The organism is Arthrobacter sp. efr-133-TYG-104 (genome assembly GCF_030208915.1).
In the GTDB taxonomy this organism is placed as follows: Bacteria; Actinomycetota; Actinomycetes; order Actinomycetales; family Micrococcaceae; genus Arthrobacter.
The window spans coordinates 1-21,233 of sequence record NZ_JARVTA010000012.1 but is presented as its reverse complement, the minus strand read 5'-3'; the positions used below and the strand labels follow the sequence as shown (position 1 = coordinate 21,233).

Annotated in this window: 21 protein-coding genes and 1 pseudogene; 12 read left to right on the top strand and 10 right to left on the bottom strand. The window is 64.1% G+C overall.

Annotated elements, in window-relative coordinates:
* Nucleotides 1-96: 96 nt before the first annotated feature.
* Both QRN04_RS10290 and QRN04_RS10285 read right to left on the bottom strand, forming a co-directional pair.
* Complete coding sequence (locus tag QRN04_RS10290; protein WP_284975929.1) at nt 97-549, bottom strand: NUDIX hydrolase; 453 nt, start codon at nt 547-549, stop codon at nt 97-99.
* Nucleotides 550-608: 59 nt separating this feature from the next.
* Nucleotides 609-773 (bottom strand): annotated as a pseudogene (locus tag QRN04_RS10285) (beta-galactosidase); the annotation flags it as partial.
* Nucleotides 774-822: 49 nt separating this feature from the next.
* On the opposite strand from QRN04_RS10285, the gene QRN04_RS10280 reads away from it, so the two are divergent.
* Nucleotides 823-1,854, top strand: coding sequence for a pirin family protein (locus QRN04_RS10280; RefSeq protein WP_284975927.1), 1,032 nt, complete (start codon nt 823-825; stop codon nt 1,852-1,854).
* Nucleotides 1,855-1,884: 30 nt separating this feature from the next.
* Here the strand turns inward: QRN04_RS10280 and QRN04_RS10275 are convergent, their stop codons facing one another.
* The gene (locus tag QRN04_RS10275) at nt 1,885-2,832 is read right to left on the bottom strand and encodes an N-acetylglucosamine kinase (protein WP_502868785.1); all 948 of its coding nucleotides are present in this window, start codon (nt 2,830-2,832) and stop codon (nt 1,885-1,887) included.
* 40 nt (nt 2,833-2,872) lie between these two features.
* Between QRN04_RS10275 and QRN04_RS10270 the strand changes: the two genes are divergently transcribed.
* Complete coding sequence (locus QRN04_RS10270) at nt 2,873-3,913, top strand: nitronate monooxygenase (protein WP_284975926.1); 1,041 nt, start codon at nt 2,873-2,875, stop codon at nt 3,911-3,913.
* Here the strand turns inward: QRN04_RS10270 and QRN04_RS10265 are convergent.
* Nucleotides 3,888-4,862 carry a LysR family transcriptional regulator gene (locus QRN04_RS10265; RefSeq protein WP_284976015.1) on the bottom strand — a complete coding sequence of 325 codons (975 nt, stop codon included), beginning with the start codon at nt 4,860-4,862 and terminating at the stop codon, nt 3,888-3,890. The two genes, QRN04_RS10270 and QRN04_RS10265, sit on opposite strands and share 26 nt — an antisense overlap.
* Before the next feature lie 129 nt (nt 4,863-4,991).
* Here QRN04_RS10265 and QRN04_RS10260 point away from each other — a divergent pair, with 129 nt between their 5' ends.
* Complete coding sequence (locus tag QRN04_RS10260; RefSeq protein ID WP_284976014.1) at nt 4,992-6,245, top strand: MFS transporter; 1,254 nt, start codon at nt 4,992-4,994, stop codon at nt 6,243-6,245.
* A 68-nt stretch (nt 6,246-6,313) separates the two neighbouring features.
* Nucleotides 6,314-6,820 (top strand): Lrp/AsnC family transcriptional regulator, encoded by a 507-nt coding sequence (locus QRN04_RS10255; protein WP_284975925.1) that lies wholly within the window; start codon nt 6,314-6,316, stop codon nt 6,818-6,820.
* Between the two features lie 16 nt (nt 6,821-6,836).
* On the opposite strand, the gene QRN04_RS10250 is transcribed toward QRN04_RS10255, so the two are convergent.
* Nucleotides 6,837-8,072 (bottom strand): MFS transporter, encoded by a 1,236-nt coding sequence (locus QRN04_RS10250; protein WP_284975924.1) that lies wholly within the window; start codon nt 8,070-8,072, stop codon nt 6,837-6,839.
* 153 nt (nt 8,073-8,225) lie between these two features.
* On the opposite strand from QRN04_RS10250, the gene QRN04_RS10245 reads away from it, so the two are divergent.
* Complete coding sequence (locus QRN04_RS10245; protein WP_284975923.1) at nt 8,226-8,729, top strand: Lrp/AsnC family transcriptional regulator; 504 nt, start codon at nt 8,226-8,228, stop codon at nt 8,727-8,729.
* A 32-nt stretch (nt 8,730-8,761) separates the two neighbouring features.
* Nucleotides 8,762-9,757: a magnesium/cobalt transporter CorA gene (corA, locus tag QRN04_RS10240; RefSeq protein WP_284975922.1), complete on the top strand. Its 996-nt coding sequence runs from the start codon at nt 8,762-8,764 to the stop codon at nt 9,755-9,757.
* Nucleotides 9,758-9,797: 40 nt separating this feature from the next.
* On the opposite strand, the gene crcB is transcribed toward corA, so the two are convergent.
* Genes crcB through QRN04_RS10215 form a run of 5 tightly spaced genes read right to left on the bottom strand, consistent with a single transcriptional unit; the run spans nt 9,798 to nt 13,408 of the window.
* Nucleotides 9,798-10,169 carry a fluoride efflux transporter CrcB gene (crcB, locus tag QRN04_RS10235; RefSeq protein ID WP_284975921.1) on the bottom strand — a complete coding sequence of 124 codons (372 nt, stop codon included), beginning with the start codon at nt 10,167-10,169 and terminating at the stop codon, nt 9,798-9,800.
* Complete coding sequence (locus QRN04_RS10230; protein ID WP_284975920.1) at nt 10,166-10,606, bottom strand: fluoride efflux transporter FluC; 441 nt, start codon at nt 10,604-10,606, stop codon at nt 10,166-10,168. Before QRN04_RS10230 ends, crcB begins: the two co-directional genes overlap by 4 nt.
* The gene (locus QRN04_RS10225) at nt 10,596-11,108 is read right to left on the bottom strand and encodes a universal stress protein (protein ID WP_284975919.1); all 513 of its coding nucleotides are present in this window, start codon (nt 11,106-11,108) and stop codon (nt 10,596-10,598) included. The genes QRN04_RS10230 and QRN04_RS10225 overlap by 11 nt, the downstream gene beginning before the upstream one ends.
* A gap of 47 nt (nt 11,109-11,155) precedes the next feature.
* Nucleotides 11,156-12,868, bottom strand: a complete 1,713-nt coding sequence (locus tag QRN04_RS10220) for an ABC1 kinase family protein (protein WP_284975918.1) — start codon at nt 12,866-12,868, stop codon at nt 11,156-11,158.
* A gap of 3 nt (nt 12,869-12,871) precedes the next feature.
* Complete coding sequence (locus QRN04_RS10215) at nt 12,872-13,408, bottom strand: PadR family transcriptional regulator (protein ID WP_284975917.1); 537 nt, start codon at nt 13,406-13,408, stop codon at nt 12,872-12,874.
* Between the two features lie 206 nt (nt 13,409-13,614).
* On the opposite strand from QRN04_RS10215, the gene QRN04_RS10210 reads away from it, so the two are divergent.
* From QRN04_RS10210 to QRN04_RS10185, 6 genes are all read left to right on the top strand, one after another.
* Complete coding sequence (locus QRN04_RS10210) at nt 13,615-14,556, top strand: ABC transporter ATP-binding protein (protein ID WP_284975916.1); 942 nt, start codon at nt 13,615-13,617, stop codon at nt 14,554-14,556.
* Between the two features lies 1 nt (nt 14,557).
* Nucleotides 14,558-15,838 carry an ABC transporter permease gene (locus tag QRN04_RS10205; protein WP_284975915.1) on the top strand — a complete coding sequence of 427 codons (1,281 nt, stop codon included), beginning with the start codon at nt 14,558-14,560 and terminating at the stop codon, nt 15,836-15,838.
* A 290-nt stretch (nt 15,839-16,128) separates the two neighbouring features.
* Complete coding sequence (locus QRN04_RS10200; protein ID WP_284975914.1) at nt 16,129-17,151, top strand: 3-oxoacyl-ACP synthase III; 1,023 nt, start codon at nt 16,129-16,131, stop codon at nt 17,149-17,151.
* Nucleotides 17,145-19,862 (top strand): alpha/beta fold hydrolase, encoded by a 2,718-nt coding sequence (locus tag QRN04_RS10195; protein ID WP_284975913.1) that lies wholly within the window; start codon nt 17,145-17,147, stop codon nt 19,860-19,862. The genes QRN04_RS10200 and QRN04_RS10195 overlap by 7 nt, the downstream gene beginning before the upstream one ends.
* The gene (locus QRN04_RS10190) at nt 19,859-20,860 is read left to right on the top strand and encodes an NAD-dependent epimerase/dehydratase family protein (RefSeq protein ID WP_284975912.1); all 1,002 of its coding nucleotides are present in this window, start codon (nt 19,859-19,861) and stop codon (nt 20,858-20,860) included. The genes QRN04_RS10195 and QRN04_RS10190 overlap by 4 nt, the downstream gene beginning before the upstream one ends.
* 142 nt (nt 20,861-21,002) lie before the next feature.
* A partial coding sequence (locus tag QRN04_RS10185; protein WP_284975911.1) for a SipW-dependent-type signal peptide-containing protein occupies nt 21,003-21,233 on the top strand: 231 nt, incomplete at its 3' end.

Genomic DNA, 21,233 nt, shown 5'->3' with positions numbered 1-21,233 from the left:
CCGCACAGTAAAATCTTCCCCCAGAGTAACCAGCCCGGCCGAGGATGTCAGCGGCGCCACGTATTCCGTAATGAATCGGCAATCTTCCTGCTGCTTTCAGGCGAGTTTTCCGTCCACCGGACGCTCCCAGTACAGCCGTAGGGCGACATCCACCAAGGACACGCGCTGTAGCCCCGGCACTTTCTCCAAGGGAATCCAGGCCGCATGCGTGGTGCTGCCGTCCACCTCATGGGTTAGTTCACCGCCCACCACCGTGGCTTCATAGACCAACCGAAGAGCTTGGAAGTCCCTGACGGAACCGTCCGCTTGAACGTCCCCGGGCCAGTGCCCGACGTCGATTCCCAGCATCCGCTCGATCTTGGCGTGATATCCGGTTTCTTCGAAAACTTCCCGGCGACACCCGTCCACGGGATGTTCGGCGAGGTCCAGCCCGCCGCCGGGCAAGGTCCAGCCCTCTTTGTTGTCCTGCTTCCAATAGGCCAACAGAATCAGGCCATCGCGGATGATGACAGCGTAGGCGGCAGGGCGGGTGTCGAAGTCCAGGCTCATGATGCCAGCTTAGGGGTGCGCTTTGGGCGGCCGGACGTTAAGGGAGTTCCGCTGCCGCGATAGGTATCCACGGTGTGGGCGCCCATCGCTTTGAGCCGACGCAGCCGGTCCTGCCAGAGTTCCGGGTGGACACGGAAATAGTGGATGGCTCCTGCGAGGATGCGGTACGGTTCACCCGAGCGGTAAAGGACAGCGTCACCATAGCTCAGCAGGGCGTTGTTCATAGTGAGCAGATTAGCTCAAAATATAACATTTATGCACAGGTGATGAACAATGACCAATCTCGACATTTCCCCGGCGCAGGAAGTTTGCCCCGCTGCGCCCGAGGGTCAAGGACCATGCGTCCAGTTGTGGCCCGAGCGCGAGGTTCCCTTGGGTGGTGTTCGCGCCATGAACGTCTTCCGGACCCTCCCCCAGCGCGGGCTTCCCACCGTGGGCGCTTGGTGCTTCCTGGATAGATTTGGTCCGGATCGCGTGGCCATGAGTGTCCTGCCGCATCCGCACATGGGCTTGCAAACCGTCACTTGGCCGCTCGAGGGCGCAGTGCGCCACCGGGACAGCGTTGGGAGCGACGTCGTGGTCCAGCCCGGCGAGCTCAACATCATGACCGCGGGCCACGGAATTTCCCACTCCGAATTTTCGGTCCTGCCTGCCACCACCCCGGACGGATCCAGCCCCCTGGTGGACGAGATCCCGGTCTCCCGCGGACTTCAGCTGTGGGTGGCCCTCCCAGAGGAGCACCGGCACCGCGCGCCGTCGTTCGAGCAGCAGCGCGACCTCCCGGTGGCCGAGGGCCCCGGTTTCACCGCAACGGTCGTGGTGGGCGAATTCGCCGGGAAGAGCTCACCTGCCACGATGTTCAGCCCTATCGTTGGAGCGGACATCACTGGGAGCGGAAGCCTGGAACTGCCGCTGCGCCCGGATTTCGAACATGCAATCTTGATTCTGGACGGCAGCGCAGTGATCGACGGCGTGGACGTCCAACCCGGCCCGTTAGCCCATCTGGGCGCCGGCCGTTCCAACCTCCGGCTGGATGTTGCTCCGGAGACCCGCTTCATGCTGCTCGGGGGCGAGCCGTTCGGCGAAGACCTCCTCATGTGGTGGAACTTCGTGGGGCGCACGCACGAGGAAGTGGAGAAAGCCCGGGAAGAATGGCAAGCCGAGGGATTGCTCGACGACGACGCTGCCGCCGCCTCACGCTTCGGCCTGGTACCGGGCCACGGCCCGGACGCAGGCCCGGAGGCCGGCCGCATACCCGCCCCCCAGCTCCCCGGGGTCAAGCTTCGTCCACGGACCCGCGCCTGAGTGTGCTGGCGGGCTGTCCGGTCTGGCCTGCTAGCCCCGCTGCTCGGCCACCAGCCGGGGGACGCCGAACACGGGGTCCTGGGCGAGGATCCGCACGTCCTCAATGCCCTTCCCGGACAATGTGGCAATGAACGCCTCCTGTAGCCGCCGCACGTTCATCCCTAGCCCGCTGCCCAAGATGACAGGTCCGTCCAGGCCCAGTTGGCGAACCACCTGCTCAGCCAGGACTGCCAGGTCCCGCCCGGCTTGGTCCACCAGCTCTTGGCTCGTCGGGTCGCCGTCGTCCGCGGCCTCCACAACGACCCTGGCTTGCTGCGCCCAGTACCGGCGGCCCGTTGCCGGCGAATGGAAGAGTGCGATCAGCTTCCCTGGCTCGTCCAACCCGCAGGACTCCAGGAGCGCACTGCTCAGGCAGTCCGGCGCGAGGCCCTTGTTCATGAGCCGGAGGCTGTGCCGTACCGCTTCGCGTCCCAGCCAGTACCCGCTTCCCTCATCCCCCAGCAGGTAGCCCCAGCCACCGGCGCGGGCTTCTTCTCCCGCGTCGTTCCTTCCCCAAGCGGCCGAGCCGGTACCGGCGATAACGGCGACGCCGGTGCTCGCGCCACCGGCTGCAAGCAGCAGCCGTGAGTCGTGAACCACCGTGATCCGCGCTCCGGGCACGTGTGGTGCGATCAAGTCTGCGAGCGCCTGGGCGTCCTCGTCCGTGTCGATACCGCCGGCCCCCGCGTAGACCTCGTCCACTTGGCCTCCGCCGATCTTGCCGAACAGCTCGGCGAGGTTCGCTGCGGCCACATCACGGCTGACATTTTGGACGTTGGAACTTCCGGCGCTCTCATCCCGCACCGCTGTGCCGTGTTCGAACCGCACTCCGCGGGTTTTGGTGCCACCGATGTCGAGTCCGATGACCGTGCTGCCTACCGAGGTGTCGGTAGAGTCCGGCTGGGTGCGGGAATGCGTTGAGGAGTCAGGATTGTTCACCGTGAAAGACTAGCGTGGAGCGCCCGGAGGAGAAACCGCCATGTCTGATTCCTTGTTTGATACGCCCTTCATTGGAGCGCCCATGGCAGGTGGAACCTCCACCGCCGCGTTGGTCCAGGCAGTTCACGACGGCGGCGGGTTCGGTTTCCTTGCCGCCGGCTACAAGAGTCCGACGGCGATGACGGCGGACATCGCCGCGGCCAAGGCGCTGGGCATCCGGTTTGGCATGAATGTGTTCGTGCCGGATATGGTCCAACTTGCCCCGTCGAGCGAAACCAAGGCCCGGCTTGCAGCCTACCGGGCCATGCTCGAGCCTGAGGCCGCCAGGTTCGGGGTGCCTCTACCCGCTCTCCGCTTCGATGATGACGACGCTTGGCGCGATAAGATCCACGCCCTCTTGGAAGACCCTGTGGAAGCTGTGAGCTTCACTTTCGGACTGCCAGGCAGGGACGTGGTCCGCGCGTTGCAGAAAGCAGGTTCCCGCGTCATATCCAGCGTCACAAGTGTGGCCGAGGCATTGGCTGCTGCGGAGGAGGATCCTGACGCCCTCGTTGTGCAGCACGCCTCTGCGGGCGCGCACTCCGCAGCTTTCCTTGCGGCGGACAGATCTGCGGTTTCGCAGGCTGCCGGCACGACGGCGGAACTGGTCGCCCAAGTGCGTGCCGCCGTCGGACTTCCGCTGATAGCGGCGGGTTCGATCATGGGCGGCTCTGACCTGAGCAAGGTGCTGGCAGCGGGAGCCGTGGCCGGGCAAATAGGAACTGCGTTGGTTCGGACCCCGGAAAGTGGTGCCAGACAGCTGCATAAGGACGCGCTGGGTGATCCTGCTTTCACGCAGACAACCATGACCCGGGCCTTCACCGGGCGCTGGGCGCGTGCGTTGGTCAACGACTTCGTGCGTGACCATGAGGATGCGCCGGAGGGCTACCCGGCTATACATCACCTGACATCTTCGATCCGCGCCGCGGCGTCCGCGGCAGGCGATCCGCACCGTTTGAACCTCTGGGCCGGGACTGGCTGGCGGAGTGCCGGTACACGACCTGCCCGGGTGGTTGTCAGTGAGTTCCTGAGCGGGCTCTGACCAACTCTGACAACAAGGCTTCACCCCGCGTGGCCACCAATTGGCGGAACAGGCGGACCGCTTCCGGCTCGAAGCTCCGTTCGCGCCACGCAATGCCGATTTGCCGGAACGCCATGTCGGATTCAATAGCTACTTCAACGAGGCCGAGTTCCGCTTTGGGCAAGAACTGGCCGGTCCCGTAACCAGGGCCAGCGGGTGGCAGGATGCTGAATCCCAGCCCGGCTGAAACCAAGCCCCGCGCAGAGGTGGACTCCTGGACTTCGAAAGCGATGCGGGGACGGAAGCCGGCCTCCCTTAAGAGCGCTTCACCCAATGACCGCAGGCCCACGCCCACCGGGAGTGTCACGTAGGGCTCGTGCCGCAGTTCAGAAAGGTGGATGCTGGACCGCTCCGCCAAAGGATGGCGGTAGTGCAGGACTACCCGCAACGGCTCACGGTAAAGCGGCAGCGAGCGGACGCCCTTACCTTCGGCGGCAATGGGTGCAGTGAGGGCAAAGTCCGTTTCGCCCGCGGCCAGTTCCTTCAGGCAATCATCCCGGGGCCCTTGCCGCAGTTCGAAAAGGGTCTGCGGATGGTCACTGCGATACGCACTGATAAGCAGTGGGAGCGTTGCCTCACCGAAGGTGTGTTGGAAGGAGACTCCAATGCGTCCCCGCACTACGTCCGATTCCTGTCGGACCCTGTCCAGCCCGGCTTGGAAGTCCTCCAGCGCTGCTTCGATATAGGGCAACAGTGTTTTTGCCGCGGGAGTAAGGCGAATTCCCCGTCCGTCCCTGACCAGCAGGTCCATGCCGATGATCGCGCTGGCACGGGACACCGCCCGGCTGACGGTCGATTGTGGAACTCCCAGGGCCTCCGCGGTTTCCGTCATGTGCTCCGTGCGCCCGAGCTCGGCCAGTAAGGGCATGAGGGGTAGGAGTTGTACGAGCTGTTGATGATCCGGTTCCATGAGGCTCCCCTGCCAACTGAAATTATTCATGCATTAGAGCATCAATTCTAGGCAACTCATGCATTGGAAAGCAGATTCGGCCCCGCCTAGCCTTGTTGGGTGGGTAGAGCAGAGTTCGGTGCAGCCGGGATCAGGACAGCAGAGGTCGGCACAGCAGAGGCCCGTACAGCAGAAACCGGCGTCGATAAGTGGGACGGCCATGCAAAAGGCTCCTCCGGGTATCGCCGGGTTCTGATTGCGTTGGCCTTGGCCGGTGTGGCGACATTCGCGCAGTTGTATTCCACGCAAGCGATCCTGCCGATCATGGCGAGCGATCTCCGGATCACTGCGGCCGAGGCCGCTCTCAGCATCTCCCTGGCAACCGTCGGCCTGGCCATCGCCGTACTGCCGTGGTCCTTCGTAGCGGACCGGATTGGACGGGTCCGTGCCATGGCTATCGGCATCGCGGCGGCAACGTTGCTTGGCCTGCTGGTTCCGTTAGCCCCCAGCTTGCCCCTGCTGCTGGCGATCAGGACCTTGGAAGGCATGGCGTTGGGAGGGATCCCGGCAATTGCCATTGCCTACCTCAACGAGGAAGTCACCAAAATGCACACGGCCCTCGCCGCAGGGAGTTACGTAGCCGGGACCACCCTTGGCGGCCTTGCCGGCCGCTTGGTGGCCGGCCCGGTGGGCGAATTGTGGGGCTGGCGTGCGGCCACCCAGGCCGTCTCGGTGCTCGCAACCATCTCGGCCATCCTGTTCCTGGTGCTTGTCCCCAAGCAACGCCGGTTCAGCCCGGTAGCGGCGATGGGATTTCGCGGAGCGCTACGGACTCTGGCAGGCCATGCCCGCAACCCCCGGCTTTTGTCCCTCTACCTGCAGGCGTTCCTCCTCATGGGCGGTTTCGTTGCCGTGTACAACTACCTCGGCTTCCGACTCCATGCAGAACCGTTCGCCCTTCCTGCTTCCCTTGTCAGCCTCATCTTCGTGGCCTACCTTTCCGGGACCCTGAGCTCCCGATGGGCCGCGGGACTGACCACGCGCTACGGACGCCGTAACGTCCTGGTCAGCGGGATCGTGATCATGTCAGCAGGCTTGGCCCTGACGCTGGCCGGCCACCTGCCAGCCATCCTGGCCGGGCTGGTGATCTTCACTGGCGGGTTCTTCGCCGCCCACAGCGTCGGCTCAGGCTGGACCGGAGCCATTGCTACGACCGGGCGCGCGCAGGCAGCTTCGCTGTACAACTTGTCCTATTACCTTGGCTCCAGTGTCATCGGCTGGGCAGGCGGACTGGCATTCCAAGCCTTTGGTTGGCAGGCCCTGGCGGGCGGCGTCATCGTCCTTTCCTGCACGACGGCGGCAGTCATCTGGGTAGTGCACCGCCCGGGACGCCGCGCCACCTGATCCGCCCGGTGGGACGATTGCCTGAAATGAGCCACTAGGATGAATCAAACGCACTTTCAGGAGGATTCGTGAGCAACCCCGCGAAGAATATTCGCCCCAACACGGGCGCTGCAGAACCGCTGGACGCTATCGACGAACGGATCCTGGCAGCCTTGGTGGATGATGCCCGCATCTCCAACAAACAACTCGCCGAGCTGGTGGGGATCGCGCCGTCCACAGCGCTGATGCGGACCAGGGCGTTGTCGGAACGCGGCATTATTGAAGGCTTCGAGGCGGTGCTCAGCCTTCCGGCGATCGGCCGTTCCGTGCAGGCGCTGATCGCGGTGCGCCTCCGGGCTCACGACCGTGACCAGATTGATCGTTTCACGGCCCGGGTGCCCAAACTTCCCGCCGTCATCTCGACCTTCCACACAACGGGTTCCGTGGACTACCTGCTGCACATCGCCGTCGCAAACACCGATGACCTGCGCAACTGGTTGCTGGACAACCTGGCCACCGACCCCGTGGTGGGCCACACGGAAACCACCATGGTCTTCCAGCACATCCCCGGCAACCGAGGCCCGCTGCCGGAATAGTTTGGTTGAGGGCCGCTTAGGCGCGTGCTGTTTGCCGGAAGGAGACAGCGGCAAGCAGCAGCGCTGCCGCACCGCAGAGCACCGTGAATCCGACGACGGCGGCTTGGAGCCCTACCGTGGAAACGGCCACGCCGAGGCCGATCACCGGAACAGCACTTCCCAGGTAGGTGATCACATAGACCGTGCTGATGACTTGTGCGTGCCGTGCCGCCTCCACTTTTCCGGCCACCTCGTTGAAAACCTGGCGGAAGGCAATTCCCTGGCCCATGCCGGCGGTGATGCTTGACAGCACCAGCAGCCAAGGACTGGACCAGGCTGCTGCAGCGCCAACCAGGACAACGGACACTCCGAGCACCAGCAAGCTGACCGGAACAACCAATCGGCCGCGGACGCCGAGCAGTTGGCTGAGGGCCGACGAGCCCAGCGTGACTCCGGCCAGCACACCGATCAATGGCCGGGAGTCTGCATGCACCACGACGGCGAAGTAGCCCGGTGCCAAGGACAAGCAGAATCCGAAAACGGCAAAGCTGAGGAAGCCTGTGGAGGCCGCCATCCAAAAGGCTCCGCGGGCGTCCCGGGAGACCGATGGCTTTCGTGGCGCCAGGACTTTGAACGCCTTGGTCGCCGGGGCGGGCGCAATGGCGGGCCTGGCCTTCAGCATCCATAAGGGAACCAGGGCAGCGAGCAGCACTGCCGAGTGAATGTAGTACGGCGTCCGTGTGGGATCGGGAAGAAGCGACAACACGCCGCCGATCGCCGGGCCAGCGGCCACTCCCCCGGCCGAGGAAAGCAGTGTAAACCGGGAAGCCCAGTCAGGCCGTTGCGGGAGTAACTCGCGCAAAGCAGCTGAGCTGGCTCCTGTTGCGAGCGCAACAGCCACGCCCTGCAGCGCGCGTCCAAGGCAAAGTTCCACCAGGCTGTGGGCGCCGGCAAAGATCATGCCACCTGCAAGGCCCACCAACACGGCCAACACCAAGGCAGCTCGCCGGCCAATGTGGTCCGACCAGTGTCCTGCCACCATGAGGACGCCCACGAGTGCCAGCACATAGCTGGAGAAAGCGACCGTCACATCCAGCGAGGACATGCCCAGCCTGGCCTGCAGCAAGGGATACAGGGGCGTGGCGAGGTTGGCGCCCACCAGCAACGTGAAGATCACGACGCCGGCCAGCACCAGCCTGGCAGTGGTGGACGCGTCCCATCCCCCACGCCCGGCGGTGGCCGGACGCATGCGGAGTTCGCTTAAGACAGTCATTTCCATGTCCTCGGGCTGATCGGCAACCGGCTCCGTCCTTGTGGGACGTTCCGGGCAGCAGTGTATTGGTGGCAACAGAATGCCGCATCACTGCGCGGCAAGAACGAATGAGGTGCGAAGATTGATCAAAAGAAGCAAAGACGTGCCTCACCAATGAGCTGGAGTGATCATTTGAACACCCTTGACCCGATGGACCTGAAGATCCTTTTGGAACTCATCAAGGACCCGCGAATCCAGATCGCCGAGCTCAGCGACGCGTTGGGGATTGCCCGCAACACAGCGCAGAGCCGCCTGAAGCGACTGCTTCGTTCCGGTGTGCTGCACGCAGCGGGTCGGGAAGTTGACCTTGAGAAGGTGGGATACGACGTCGTCGCTTTCGTCACCATCGAAGTGACGCACCGGGAGCTCGACGGCGTGATCGGCGCCCTCCGCCTGATACCGCAGGTACTGGAAGTGCACGAAATCTCCGGTCGCGGAGACTTGTGGTGCCGGGTGGTGGCAACGGACACCCACAACCTGCAATCGGCCTTGCGCTCGGTTCTCCGCACCAAAGGCGTCATCCGGACTGAAACCGTGTTGGCGCTGCACACCCACATCCCTTACAGGACCGAGCCGCTGATCGGCCGGATGGCTGCCGGGGCGGTCCGGCCCCAGTGATACCGCCCCCAGTGATGCAGTAGCGTTCTTCCGTGACCATTATCGACAATGCCGTCTATGTAGACGGTGTACGGACAGCCACCCCGGATAGCCTCGAGCAAACATTCGAGACCCTTGCCCGGCACGGAGGCATGGCGTGGATCGGGCTCTACCGGCCCACCCAAGAGGAGATGGCCGGAGTAGCCGCAGAGTTCGGGCTCCACGCACTCGCCGTGGAGGATGCCATCTCCGCACACCAGCGACCCAAGTTGGAACGCTACGACAACAACCTCTTCACCGTCCTGAGGCCAGCGAGGTACGTGGATGAAGCGGAGACGGTCGAATTTGGTGAATTGCACGTATTTACCGGCCCGAACTTCGTGGTCACCATCCGGCACGCGGAAACCCCTGGCGTCGCCCAAGTACGCCATCGCTTGGAACAACGTCCGGACCTTCTGTGCCACGGTCCTGAGGCCGTTCTGTATGCCCTCCTTGACCAGGTGGTGGACGACTACGGGCCGGTTGTCGCCGGGCTCGAAAATGACATTGACGAGATTGAAGACCAGCTCTTCGCCGGAGATTCAACCGTTTCCCGGCGAATCTACGAGCTCGCCCGCGAGGTCATCCAGTTCCAGCGGGCCATCCAGCCAATTCCGGGCATTATCGGCCTCCTTGAGGGGGGCTTCCAAAAATATGGGGTGGACATCGAACTCCAACGCTCCCTGCGCGACGTGGAGGACCACGTCCAGCACCTCATCTCCAGGGCGAACGCCTTCAGGGACCTGCTCCAAAACGCATTGACCCTTGACGGTACGCTCACGGCAAATCGGCAGAACGAGGCCAGCGCCGCGCAAAACGAGCAGGTCAAAAAGATCTCGTCCTGGGCCGCGATCTTCTTTGCCCCCTCCTTTGTGGCCGGGGTGTATGGGATGAACTTCGATATCATGCCGGAACTGCACTGGGCGTACGGGTATCCCATGGCGATCGGGATGATGATCGGCGCCGCGTTGGTGATGTTCCTGATCTTCAAGCGCAAGGGCTGGTTGTAACTTCCCGCGGAGTGGTCAGGGCAACCTCAGTTAAGGAGAGTCAGGGCAACATCAGCGCCGCCCCAAGGCCCAAGGCAGCTGCCAAGACGCCGGCAATCATCGACCCCAGCGCGTTCACCAAGGCGAGCCCCATCCGCCCGCTTTGCACCAAGCGAACGGTTTCCAGACTCGCCGTGCTGAACGTTGTGTAGCCGCCCATAAGACCCGTCCCGAGGACCAGTTGCAGCGACTGGGGCGCGGCCCCGCGCATCACCAGTCCGGCGAGAAAGCCAAGGAGCGCCGAGCCTGAGATGTTGATCAGGATGGTGGGCCACGGGAGGGCTGTGCGCACTTTGGCCCGGAGGAGCCCATCCACCACGAACCGTGCGATGGCACCGAGTCCCCCGGCCAGGGCCAGCAGCACCACCGTCATCGGACCCGGCCAAGGACACGCCTGTGCTGCCAGGCGCCGAGCCAAATGCCTGTAGTGGTGGCGGCGACGCCACCAAGCAAGCTGGCGGCAACGTAGCCCGCTGCTGCCGGAGCAGCCCCGGCAGCGAACAAATGCACGGCGTCCAATGACAGGGTGCTGTACGTTGTGTACGCCCCCAAGAAGCCCGTCCCCAAGGCGAGCCGCAGGACCTGGCGGCGTCCGACGTCGGGCCCTCTAAGGGAAAGCCCTTCCAGAAGGGCGCCGAGCGCCAACGCCCCGGTGAGGTTGATCAACAGCGTAGGTAGCGGCCAACCACCGGGCGCTGGAAGCACCAGGCCCAAGCCATACCGCACCAGCGCTCCCCCAATGCCCCCTAGCCCCACGATTCCTATAAAGCCCCAGTGAAGATGGACCGGGCGTCTGGGCTTAGTGCTCATCGTGACGGTCCGCGCCCCGGGAATCGACGGGTACAACAAGCACCGGCCTGTCCTGGCGCCGAAGCAATTGACGTGCCACCGAGCCCGCCAAGTCCTTCAGGGTCGCCGATAACCGGTGCCCGCGCGTGCCCACCACGATCATCGACGCTCCAACGTTTGCTGCTTCCCGCGCCAAGGCGTGAGCGGGTTCGCCGGCCAGGAGCACGGTGGACCAAGGAACACCGAAGGGCGCCAACTGCCGCCTGAGGTCATCTGCCAAGGACTCGGGAAAGCCTGCTGCGACGTCATCAACGCCGTCGGGATCAATCGGGGCTGCAGGTCCGCCCAAAGTACCGTCCACCGGATAGACGGTCACATCCGCATAGGCGAACACCAGCGCCAGTCCCGCACTGGCCGCCAGCCTGGCAGCCTGTTCGACGACGGCGGGCCACTGCCCGGGCATGACGCCCACCACGATGGGCCCGTTGAGGGTCGGGGAGCTCGAAGCCGGGGGTTCGGTCATGGCACATCCTTTCATGAACGCTGGCTGTCCTTCGGGATTCCGCTGGTCTACGGCCGGCGACGTCCCAGCACCAGCCCGAAGAGCAGCGGGATCACGGAGCCGACCATGAGCACGTTGCTCAGCGCCGTATCGTTGACCCGGATCACAGCGCCAGCCAGCAACAGTGCTCCAAAGACCAAAGCATAGGCAACCCGTTGACCCATGCGCACCAGCAGCGAAACCTGCCGTTCGAGCCTGGGGATGGCCACTTCCACCGAGCCTTCGTCGATCCGGCTGAGGACGCTGTCGAGGCGTTGGGGCATGCGCAAAGCGAGCGAGACGGTGTCAACTGTTTGGGCAGCGACGTCCCTGACCAGATTTCCGCGCTCCTCGCGCAACAACTGGGCGGCATACGGTTCCACCGAGTCCCAGAGATTGAAGCGTGCATTCAAGGAACTGCACACTCCGGAGGTCAAGGACATTGCCCGGATGATCAGCAGGAAGTTCTCCGGTAGCTGGAACGGCAGTGAACGGACCACATCTCCGAATTCGGCTGCAAAGTCACGGAACTCCCCGGGGTCGACGTCGCGCAGTTCAGCAAAGCCCATTCCGCCGAAGCGGGCGAAAAGCTGGGTCATGGCCCGCTCGAGCCCGGCAGGATCCGCGGACGGAACCAGCACGCCGACGTCGCGGATCGCCGCGACCAGTCCCTTGCCATCGCGTGCGGCCGCAGCAATCAACAGTTTCCGCAGCCCCGCCCTGGTCTGTGGCGGCACTACCCCCATCATGCCGAAGTCGATGAACGTCAGCTTCCATGGATGCCCCGACGTGGACCCGGCCACGGGGGTAATGAACATGTTCCCCGGGTGGGGGTCCGCATGAAAGAAGCCGTTGGTGAACAGCTGGTCGAACATGACGGCGGCAAACACCGGGGCCACTTCCGCGGGGTCGATGCCGGCCGCGCGGAGGGCCGCGGCATCAGTGATCTTGATTGCCGTGACGTCTTCCAGTGTCAGAACCCGCCGGGTGGTCCGCTCCCAGACGACCTCTGGAACGGTCACCCGCTCATCGTGGGCGAAGTCGGCGGCGAAGCGTTCCGAATTAGCGGCCTCGTTGAGGTAGTCGATTTCTTCCAGGCTGGTCTGCGCGAATTCCTCCACCAGCGCCGGCACGTCGGCGCGGTTGGCTACCGCGCGGATTCGGCTAAGCCAGCGGCCCACCTTGCGGAGGGCGGCGAGGTCGACGTCGACAATTGCGGCGATCCCCGGGCGTTGCACCTTAACCACAACGCTTCCAAGTCCGGTGTCTGCGGCGTTGCCGGGGAGGAGGTGCGCCCGGTGCGCCTGGCCAAGGGACGCGGCGGCCATGGGTTTCTCCTCCACGAAGGCAAACACCGCCTCCAGTGGTGCACCGAGTTCCGCCTCGGCCAGGGCCCGGATTGCCGGGAAGGGCACAGGCGGGACCTCATCCTGGAGGCCCTCCAACTCAGCGGTGATCTGCGGCGGGAGCACGTCCAACCGGGAGGACATGAACTGGCCGACCTTGATCATCAAGCCGCCCAGATCCACCGCGAGGTTGCGGAATCGCCGTGCAAACCGCAGCATCCGCTCGGACCGGTTCCGATCCGCAACATGGCGCAGGCCGATCCGGGGAAGGAAAAGTTCGAACCACCACGCCACTGCGAGGTGCCAGGCCGCGAAGCGCAGAATCCGACGGTAACGGGCACGGGTGTTTCCGGCACGGGTGTCCGGATCTGCCCGAGCGTGGTGAACCGACGCCAACCGTCAGTCCTGGGCGAGGATTGCGTACAACCGTCGCCGGGCGTCCTCGAGCACTCCCACTGCCTCCTGCACCTGCTTCGGCGTTCCGGTGCGGCCTACTTGGGCCGCCGCTTGGGCAAGCTCCACGCCGGCCTTGGGCAACGCTGCAAACCCGGGTCCACTGGCCGCGGACTCCCAGGGCGACGACGTTTCGGCGCCAGCAACGTCCTCACGTCCTGCCTCCGTCAGTGAGTAGATCTTCCTGCCGTTGGACTCCTCGGAACTGACCAAGCCCTCATCCGAGAGCAGCTGGAGCGTCGGGTAGACGGAGCCCGCACTGGGCTTCCAGTTGCCACCGCTACGCTCCTCGATCTCGCGAATGATCTGGTACCCGTGCATGGGACGTTCGGCCAGCAGCGCCAGTACTGCTGTGCGCAGTTCGCCCCGCCCGGCACGTGTACCCGACCTCTTTTCGAACCTTGAACGGAACTCTTCGACCGCCTGCCACATGCCGTCCAGGTTGCTTCCAATGAAACCGGTGCCAGGGAATGAATCACGCATCGCGCCCACCTCAATTTGATCGATAACGATACTCAACGATAGCCAACGACATACCCAACGGGAAGAGCCACAGCAAGGTCAGGAAAACGTCAAACACCCCAGTGCAAGGAAGAGATGGTGCCGACGGATGCAACATGCTTAAAGGAACAGTGCACTTCAGCATCGAATCGTGACGCAAAAATTTCAAGAACTTATACAGTGAGTTTATGACTGCAGGGGGCAGCGCCAAAGAGCCGTTGGTGCACATCGAGAATTTCCGGATGGACTTTGGAGACACAACGGTCATCAAGGACCTCTCCTTCGACGTCTACGCAGGCGAAACGTTTGGCTTCCTTGGCAGCAACGGCTCCGGAAAGACCACCACCTTGAGGGCACTCCTGGGCATCTACCAGCCCACTGCCGGCACGTTGCATTTCGCCGGCAAAGTGTTTGAACCACGGGACGGGGCACGCTTGGGCTACCTGCCCGAGGAGCGCGGGCTGTATAAGAAGGAGCGCGTCCTGGACGTCATGGTCTACTTCGGCCGGCTCAAAGGCCTGGGCAAGGCCGCAGCACGCAACTGGTCCCTGGAATACCTCGAACGTGTGCAACTGGCGGACAAGGCCGCGGTGAATATCGACAAACTCTCCGGCGGCCAACAGCAAAAGATCCAGCTTGGCGTCACCATCATGAATAACCCCGAACTGCTCATCCTTGACGAACCCACCAAAGGCTTCGACCCCGTCAACCGCCGCCTATTGATGGACATCATCGAAGAGCACAAACGCGCCGGCGCTACGGTCATCATGGTTACCCACCAGATGGAAGAGGTGGAGCGGCTCTGCGACCGCGTGATCCTCCTCAAAGACGGAACCGCCAAGGCGTACGGCACCATTTCTGCCGTTCAGGAACAGTTCGGCGGCACCGTCTACCGCGTGGCGTACGACGGCGACCTCCCGCCGTCGACGTTGTATCGCGCCACCGGAGTCACATCCACCAGCAGCGGCACAGCCGATCTGGTTCCGTTGCACGGGGCCACCGAAGCCGCCGTCGTTCGTGAACTCATCCAAGCCGGCGTCGAGGTCAAGCGTTTCACTACGGAACGGGTCTCGATGGAGGAGATTTTCATCCGCGTGTACGGCGACCAGAACACCTTAACGGAGGCCTGACATGACACCGGCACCCAGACTTGCCCGTGCACGGCGAACCACAAAAGCGCACCACAACCTGGGGACAGTGGTGGGCTTCGAATTCACCCGCACCATCAAGAAAAGGCGGTTCTGGATCGCCACGTTGGCCATCCCCGTGGTCATGGCCGTCATTTTCGTCTTGGTCTTTGCCAGTAACTCATCAACCCGTGCAACCACCCAGGCGCAGAAGAACGCGGCGCTGAGTTTCATGTACACCGATGCTTCCGGCATCATCCCTGAATCCCTCGCCGGAGCCATGGGCGGAAGGAAGGCACAGGACCCGGCCACGGCCTTGGCCGCCGTAAAAAGCGGCACCAGCGAGGCCTACTTTGCCTACCCGGCGAATCCGGCCAAGGACCCTGTCAAGGTGTACGGCGTGGACAAAGGCGTCTTCGCCAACAACACCTACGAGGCAGTCGCCAAACAAGTCCTGGCCATCGCGGCCCAGGAAAAGATCGGCTCTCCCACACTCACCGCAGCTACCGGGGGCGATGTCCGTGTGGACACTGAGACCTTCCGGGAAGGCCAACCATCAGGAGGGTTGGGGGCGGCCCTCCCGCCGTTGATGTTCCTGCTGCTGTTCTATGTAGTCATCATCCTGCTCTCCAACCAGATGCTGAACAGCACCCTTGAAGAGAAGGAAAACAGGGTCACCGAGATGATCTTGACCACCCTGAACCCCACAACACTGATCGTGGGAAAGATCATCTCCCTGTTCTTGGTAGGGCTGGTCCAAGTCACCGTTTTCCTGGCTCCGATCGTGATCGGTTATCTCTTTTTCCGTGACCGGCTTGCACTCCCGGACGTGGATTTGTCCTCGCTGACGTTCGAACCCGGTCCCATGATCGTCGGGGCGCTGTTACTGATCAGCGGTTTCACCCTCTTCACCGCCGTACTGGTGGCGATCGGCGCGGTCATGCCCACAGCCAAGGAGGCGGCAGTGGTCTTTGGCCCCCTCATGGCCCTGATCTTTGTGCCGTTTTACGCCATTAGCCTGATCTTGTCCGATCCCTCCGCGCCTATCGTCCGGGTCTTTACTTTCTTCCCGCTCTCCGCCCCGGTGACGGCCATGCTCCGGAACGGGTTCGGGACACTCAGCACCGGTGAAGCCATAGTGGTCATCGCCATGCTTTTCCTCTTGGGAATAGTCATCCTGCGCCTTGCTGTGCACCTTTTCCGCTACGGCTCCATCCAGTACGGCTCCAAGCTCTCCATCACCAAAACCCTCCGACGGCGGCCTGCCGAACTCGCAGGGAAGTAGACGCTGGCACTGTCCCCGGCACTGTCCACCAACACGGCCGGTCAGAACTGCTCCGGTTGTCTGTCATGATTAAAAGCCTGCATGGTGCGTTAAGGCCGATTGGTGCATTAAGGCCGATGGGTGTGTTAAAGCGCTGGGCGTGTTAACGCCGCTTGGCGCTCTTAACGGCTGCCTAGGCTGCGCCGAGGATGGGGCACCCACCAAAAGCACCACATGCAATGGGCTTGGGCTCAGTCTTACGGGGTACAGTCACCGCAAGACTGCAGGACGGAAATGAACAGGGGCTTGAATTGGCAGGGAACGCAACCTTCCGGCACAGCAACACCGCGCTGCTCTCTATCAGCAGCATCGAAGCTCCGAGGATCGTGAGTTCCAAGGATTTCGACCACAAACTTGCCCCGACACTGCGACGACTGAAGTTCCCTCCCCGCCTACTGGAGCGGGTGGCCGGCGTTACCCACCGGCGCTGGTGGGCCGACGGCACGTCCTTCGACGACGCCGCGGTGGAAGCAGGCGCCAAAGCCTTGGCTGAATCCGGCGTCGAAGCCTCCGAGATCGGCCTGTTGATCAATACCTCCGTGACCCGGCGCAACCTCGAACCGTCCGTGGCAGTGAAGATCCACCACGAGCTCGGGCTCCCGTCCTCGGCCATGAACTTTGACTTGGCCAACGCCTGCCTCGGTTTCGTGAACGGCCTGATCCTGGCAGCCAACATGATCGACTCCGGCCAGATCAGGTACGCCATCATCGTCAACGGCGAGGACTCCCAGCTCACCCAAGAGGCCACCTTGGCGCGACTCCAAAGGCCCGAGACCACCCGTGAAGACTTCAGCCGGGAGTTTGCCACCCTCACGCTTGGATCCGGCGCCGCTGCAGCAGTTCTCGGCCCGGCGGACGAACACCAGGGCGGGCACCGGCTGGTGGGCGGTGTCATGCGTGCCGGCACCGAGCACCACGAACTATGCGTCGGCGGCATCGATGGCATGACCACCGATACCAAGGGCTTGCTCGACGGCGGCCTGCAACTGGTGGTCGACGCGTGGCACGAAGCGCAGCCCGAATGGGACTGGGCAACTATGGACCGTTATGTCACCCATCAGGTCAGCAACGCCTACACGCAGGCCATCATCAATGCCATCAGCTTGGACCCGGACAGGGTCCCCATCACGTTCCCCCACTGGGGCAACGTGGGCCCGGCGTCCCTGCCGATGACACTGGCTGCGGAGGCCCAATCACTGAGCGCCGGGGACCGTGTCCTGTGCATGGGTGTCGGCTCAGGACTGAATGCGGGCATGCTGGAAATCGTATGGTAGCCGCCCATTGGCCAGGCGTTGATCCGGAATGGTCCCGGACCGTCTCCGTAAGATCCACAACAGCTGTTGATGCTCCGGGCACAGTCCGGCGGTGGCACCTGCTCGACAACGAGGCCCAGCTCTCCCGCCGTGGCCTGGTTCCTGTCGGCACGCTGCTCTGTGTGCATGGCAACCCCACCTGGTCCTATTTGTGGCGAACCCTGCTGGCCGCCGGTTCCGATCCCGCGCATCCGTGGCGCGTCATTGCCGTGGACCAACTGGACATGGGCTATTCAGCGCGCACCAACACTTTTCGGCGCTTGCCAGACCGGGTCAATGATCTTGGAGACCTGACCGCTGCGCTCGGTGTGGACGGACCGGTTGTAACGGTTGGCCACGACTGGGGCGGCGTGATCAGCCTGGGCTGGGCATTGGCCCATCCTGAGCTGGTGACGGGCGTGGTCCTGACCAACACGGCAGTGCATCAGCCCGCTACGAGCCCGCTCCCCGCTGCGCTGCGGCTCGCCCTGCATCCGGCCGTGCACCAATGGGGAACGACGACGTCGGACGCCTTCCTGCGAGTGACACACTCTTTGGCCCACCCGCCGCTGCCCGCCGATGTCCGGAAGGCATACATGGCGCCGTACCGGGGACGGCACCGCAGGGCCGGCGTGGGGAACTTCGTGGAAGATATTCCGCGCGCCCCGTCCCATCCGAGTTTTCCGGCGCTGCAGGACATCGCCGAAGGCCTGCGCACCTTGGATGTCCCCGCCCTCATGCTCTGGGGCCCGCGAGACCCCATCTTCTCGGACCGGTACCTCAAGGACCTGATCAACCGCCTGCCCCACGCGGACGTGCACCGCTTCGAAGGTGCAGGGCACCTTGTAGCCGAAGACCGGGATATTGCCGGACCAATCTTCCAGTGGCTCGCCGCCAACGAGGCCGTCGCGGGATCCCCCGGCGCAGCCGGATATGCAGGCGCTGAAGATGCAGGCCCCGAAGAAGCAGGCGCTGAAGATGCAGGCTTGGCAGGCGCAACCAACCCCGAAGGCTTCCGACCCCTGTGGGACCTCCTGGACAAGCAGGCTTTGTCGCCCGGCGGTGGCGAAACCGCCGTCGTGGAAATGGCCGCGGACGGTTCCACCGCCCGCTCCCTAAGTCGGGAACAACTGCGGCGGAACGTCCTGGATCTCGCTGCCGGACTCGCTGGAGCCGGAGTGGGCCCTGGCAGCCGGGTGAGCCTGATGGTTCCGCCAGGCGTGGATCTGACAGTTGCCCTGTACGCGTGCCTGCGGTTGGGTGCCGTCGTGATCGTTGCCGACGCCGGTCTGGGAACCAAGGGCCTCAGCCGTGCTGTGAAAGGTGCCACACCCGACTTCCTCATTGGCATCGATAAGGCGCTTGCTGCAGCCTCGGCCTTGGGCTGGCCCGGTGAGCGGATCAGCGTTAAGGACCTTCCATCCGCCCGGCGTCGGCTCCTCGGGGTGCGCACCTCGCTCACCTCCCTGGGCAGGCCTTCAGCTGGACGTGACGGGCAAACTCCTCCGGCCGTCGTCGACCCCACAGCTCCGGCCGCGGTCCTCTTTACCTCCGGTTCCACCGGCCCGGCGAAAGGCGTGGTCTACACGCACCAGCAGTTGGCCGCGACCCGGGACACGCTGGCCGCGACCTTCGGAATCCGTGCGGGTGCGCGGCTGGTGGCTGGATTCGCGCCCTTCGCGTTGTTGGGACCCGCGCTTGGTGCCGTCTCCGTTACGCCCGCCATGGACGTCACCTCCCCCCGCACACTGACGGCACGAGCATTGGCCGACGCCATTGCTGCCGTCAACGCGACCGTCGTTTTTGCCTCGCCCGCAGCGTTGCGCAACGTGCTGGCAACACAGGACGGGCTGCGGGAGGCAGACCGGAAAGGACTGGCCGGCGTGGACCTGTTGCTCTCTGCCGGTGCTCCGATCCCCGAGCCGCTCTTGGCAGAAGTCCAGCGCTTGCTGCCCGCGGCGTCTCTGCGGACCCCTTACGGGATGACCGAGGCCTTGCCTGTCGCCGACATCACTCTTGAGCAGATCCAAGCCGCGGCCTCGGACGCCTCGGCAGGCACCGTCGTAGGCGCCGGTAACGGCGTGTGCGTCGGCTGGCCCGTTCACGGCGCCCGGGTGGCAATCGTGCCTTTGGCCAACGACGGCAGCGCTCCCGCCTCCACACCCGTGACGGATGCGGGAGTGACGGGAGAAATCCTGGTCAGCGCAGCGCACGTGAAGGACTCGTACGACCGGCTTTGGCTGACCCAGCAAGGAAGCACCGACGTCCCCGGGTGGCATCGCACCGGCGATGTTGGACACTTCGACGGGGCAGGACGCCTGTGGGTTGAGGGTCGCCTGGCACATGTGGTTACCGCGCCGGACGCTGTGGTCACGCCGGTGGGCTCCGAGCAATGCATCGAACGCTTGGACGGCATCAAGGCGGCAGCCATAGGTGGCGTCGGGCCCGCAGGGACCCAAGTCGTCGTCGCCGTCGTCGAAACTGAGCCGGCCAGCCGCACCGCTGGTCCCGCCACGCCCCAACTCGCACAGCGGGTTCGTGCTGCGGCCCGCGAGGCGGGAGTCGCTGTGTCCGCTGTCCTGATGGTTCCCACCCTTCCCACGGACATCAGGCACAACGCCAAGATCGACCGGAGCCGGCTGTCGCGGTGGGCTACGCGCGTACTTGCCGGCGGCCGCCCCGGAAAGCCATGAGGGTCCTGGTCACCGGAGCGAGCGGGCTGCTGGGCCGGGAAGTGGCCCGATTGCTCGTGGCTCATGGGCACGACGTCACGACCTTTCAACGCAGGGCCTCCGGAGTCGACGGCGTTACTGACGTGCGCGGGTCCGTCACGGACGATGAAGCGGTCCGGGAAGCCGTCCAAGGCGCAGAAGGGATCATCCACCTCGCTGCGAAGGTCTCCTTCACCGGCAAGGCCGCAGAGTTCGATGCCATCAACGTCCAAGGCACGAGCCGGTTGATCCACCACGCCCGACGGGCAGGGGCGAGCGACCTCGTTTTTATCTCCTCCCCTTCCGTGGCGAACTCAGGAGCTGCGATCGCCGGGCTGGGCGCGGAGCCGGCTGACCCCGTGCATGCCCACGGTGAGTACTCACGGACCAAAGCACAGGCGGAACTGTTGGCCTTGGCTGCTGACGCCCCAGGATTCCGTGTGACGGCGTTGCGTCCGCATATCGTCTGGGGCCCGGGTGACACCCAACTGGTCGAACGGGTTCTTGACCGGGCCAGCCGCCGTCGTCTGCCGCTTCTGGACGCCGGGGCGGCCCTGATCGACACCATCTACATCGACAACGCGGCGGCAGCGATCGTCGCAGCCCTCGGCCGCATGGACTACGTTCACGGCAAGGCCTTGGTGGTAACCAACGCCGAGCCCCGCCCCATCGGCGAGCTGCTGGCCGGCATATGTGCCGCGGGCGGTGTCCCCGCCCCTGCTTGGGCTGTTCCTGGGCAGCTGGCACGTACGGCAGGAAAACTGGTGGAAAAAGCCTGGACCTGGGCCGGACGCCAAGAAGAACCACCCATGACGCAGTTCCTCGCTGAGCAGCTTTCCACTGCCCACTGGTTCGACCAGCGCCAAACGCACGAGCTCCTGGACTGGAAGCCCGCCGTCACCCTCGATGAAGGGTTGGCCCGGCTGGCGGACTACTACCGCGCTTCGCCGGGTGGGTTGCCTGGGTCGTGGGTTTCTTGAGCTTTTCCTGATCATGTCCTGATCGAACACCTGAGTGGTTCTTGATGGTGGCCCGGCACAGTAGTTCTTATCAGCCAGAGAGGCTGGATGAGATCAATGGCCGGCCCGAAAACGGTGGCCTCCCGAAAGGACACTGATTCCCATGGCCATCAGCCTCAAAACCACCTCCGGCAAAATCCTCGCCTCCGTCGCACTGGTCGGCACCGCAGCCGCCGTCGCAGGCATGGGAACCTACGGCGCGTTCACCTCCTCAACCACGGCAAGCCAAGCCGTCACCGCCGGAACAATCACCATCGCCCTGGGCGCCCCCGGAGTAAACAACACCCTGAACGTCCCCGTCGCAGGACTGCTCCCCGGAGACAAAGTCGAAAAA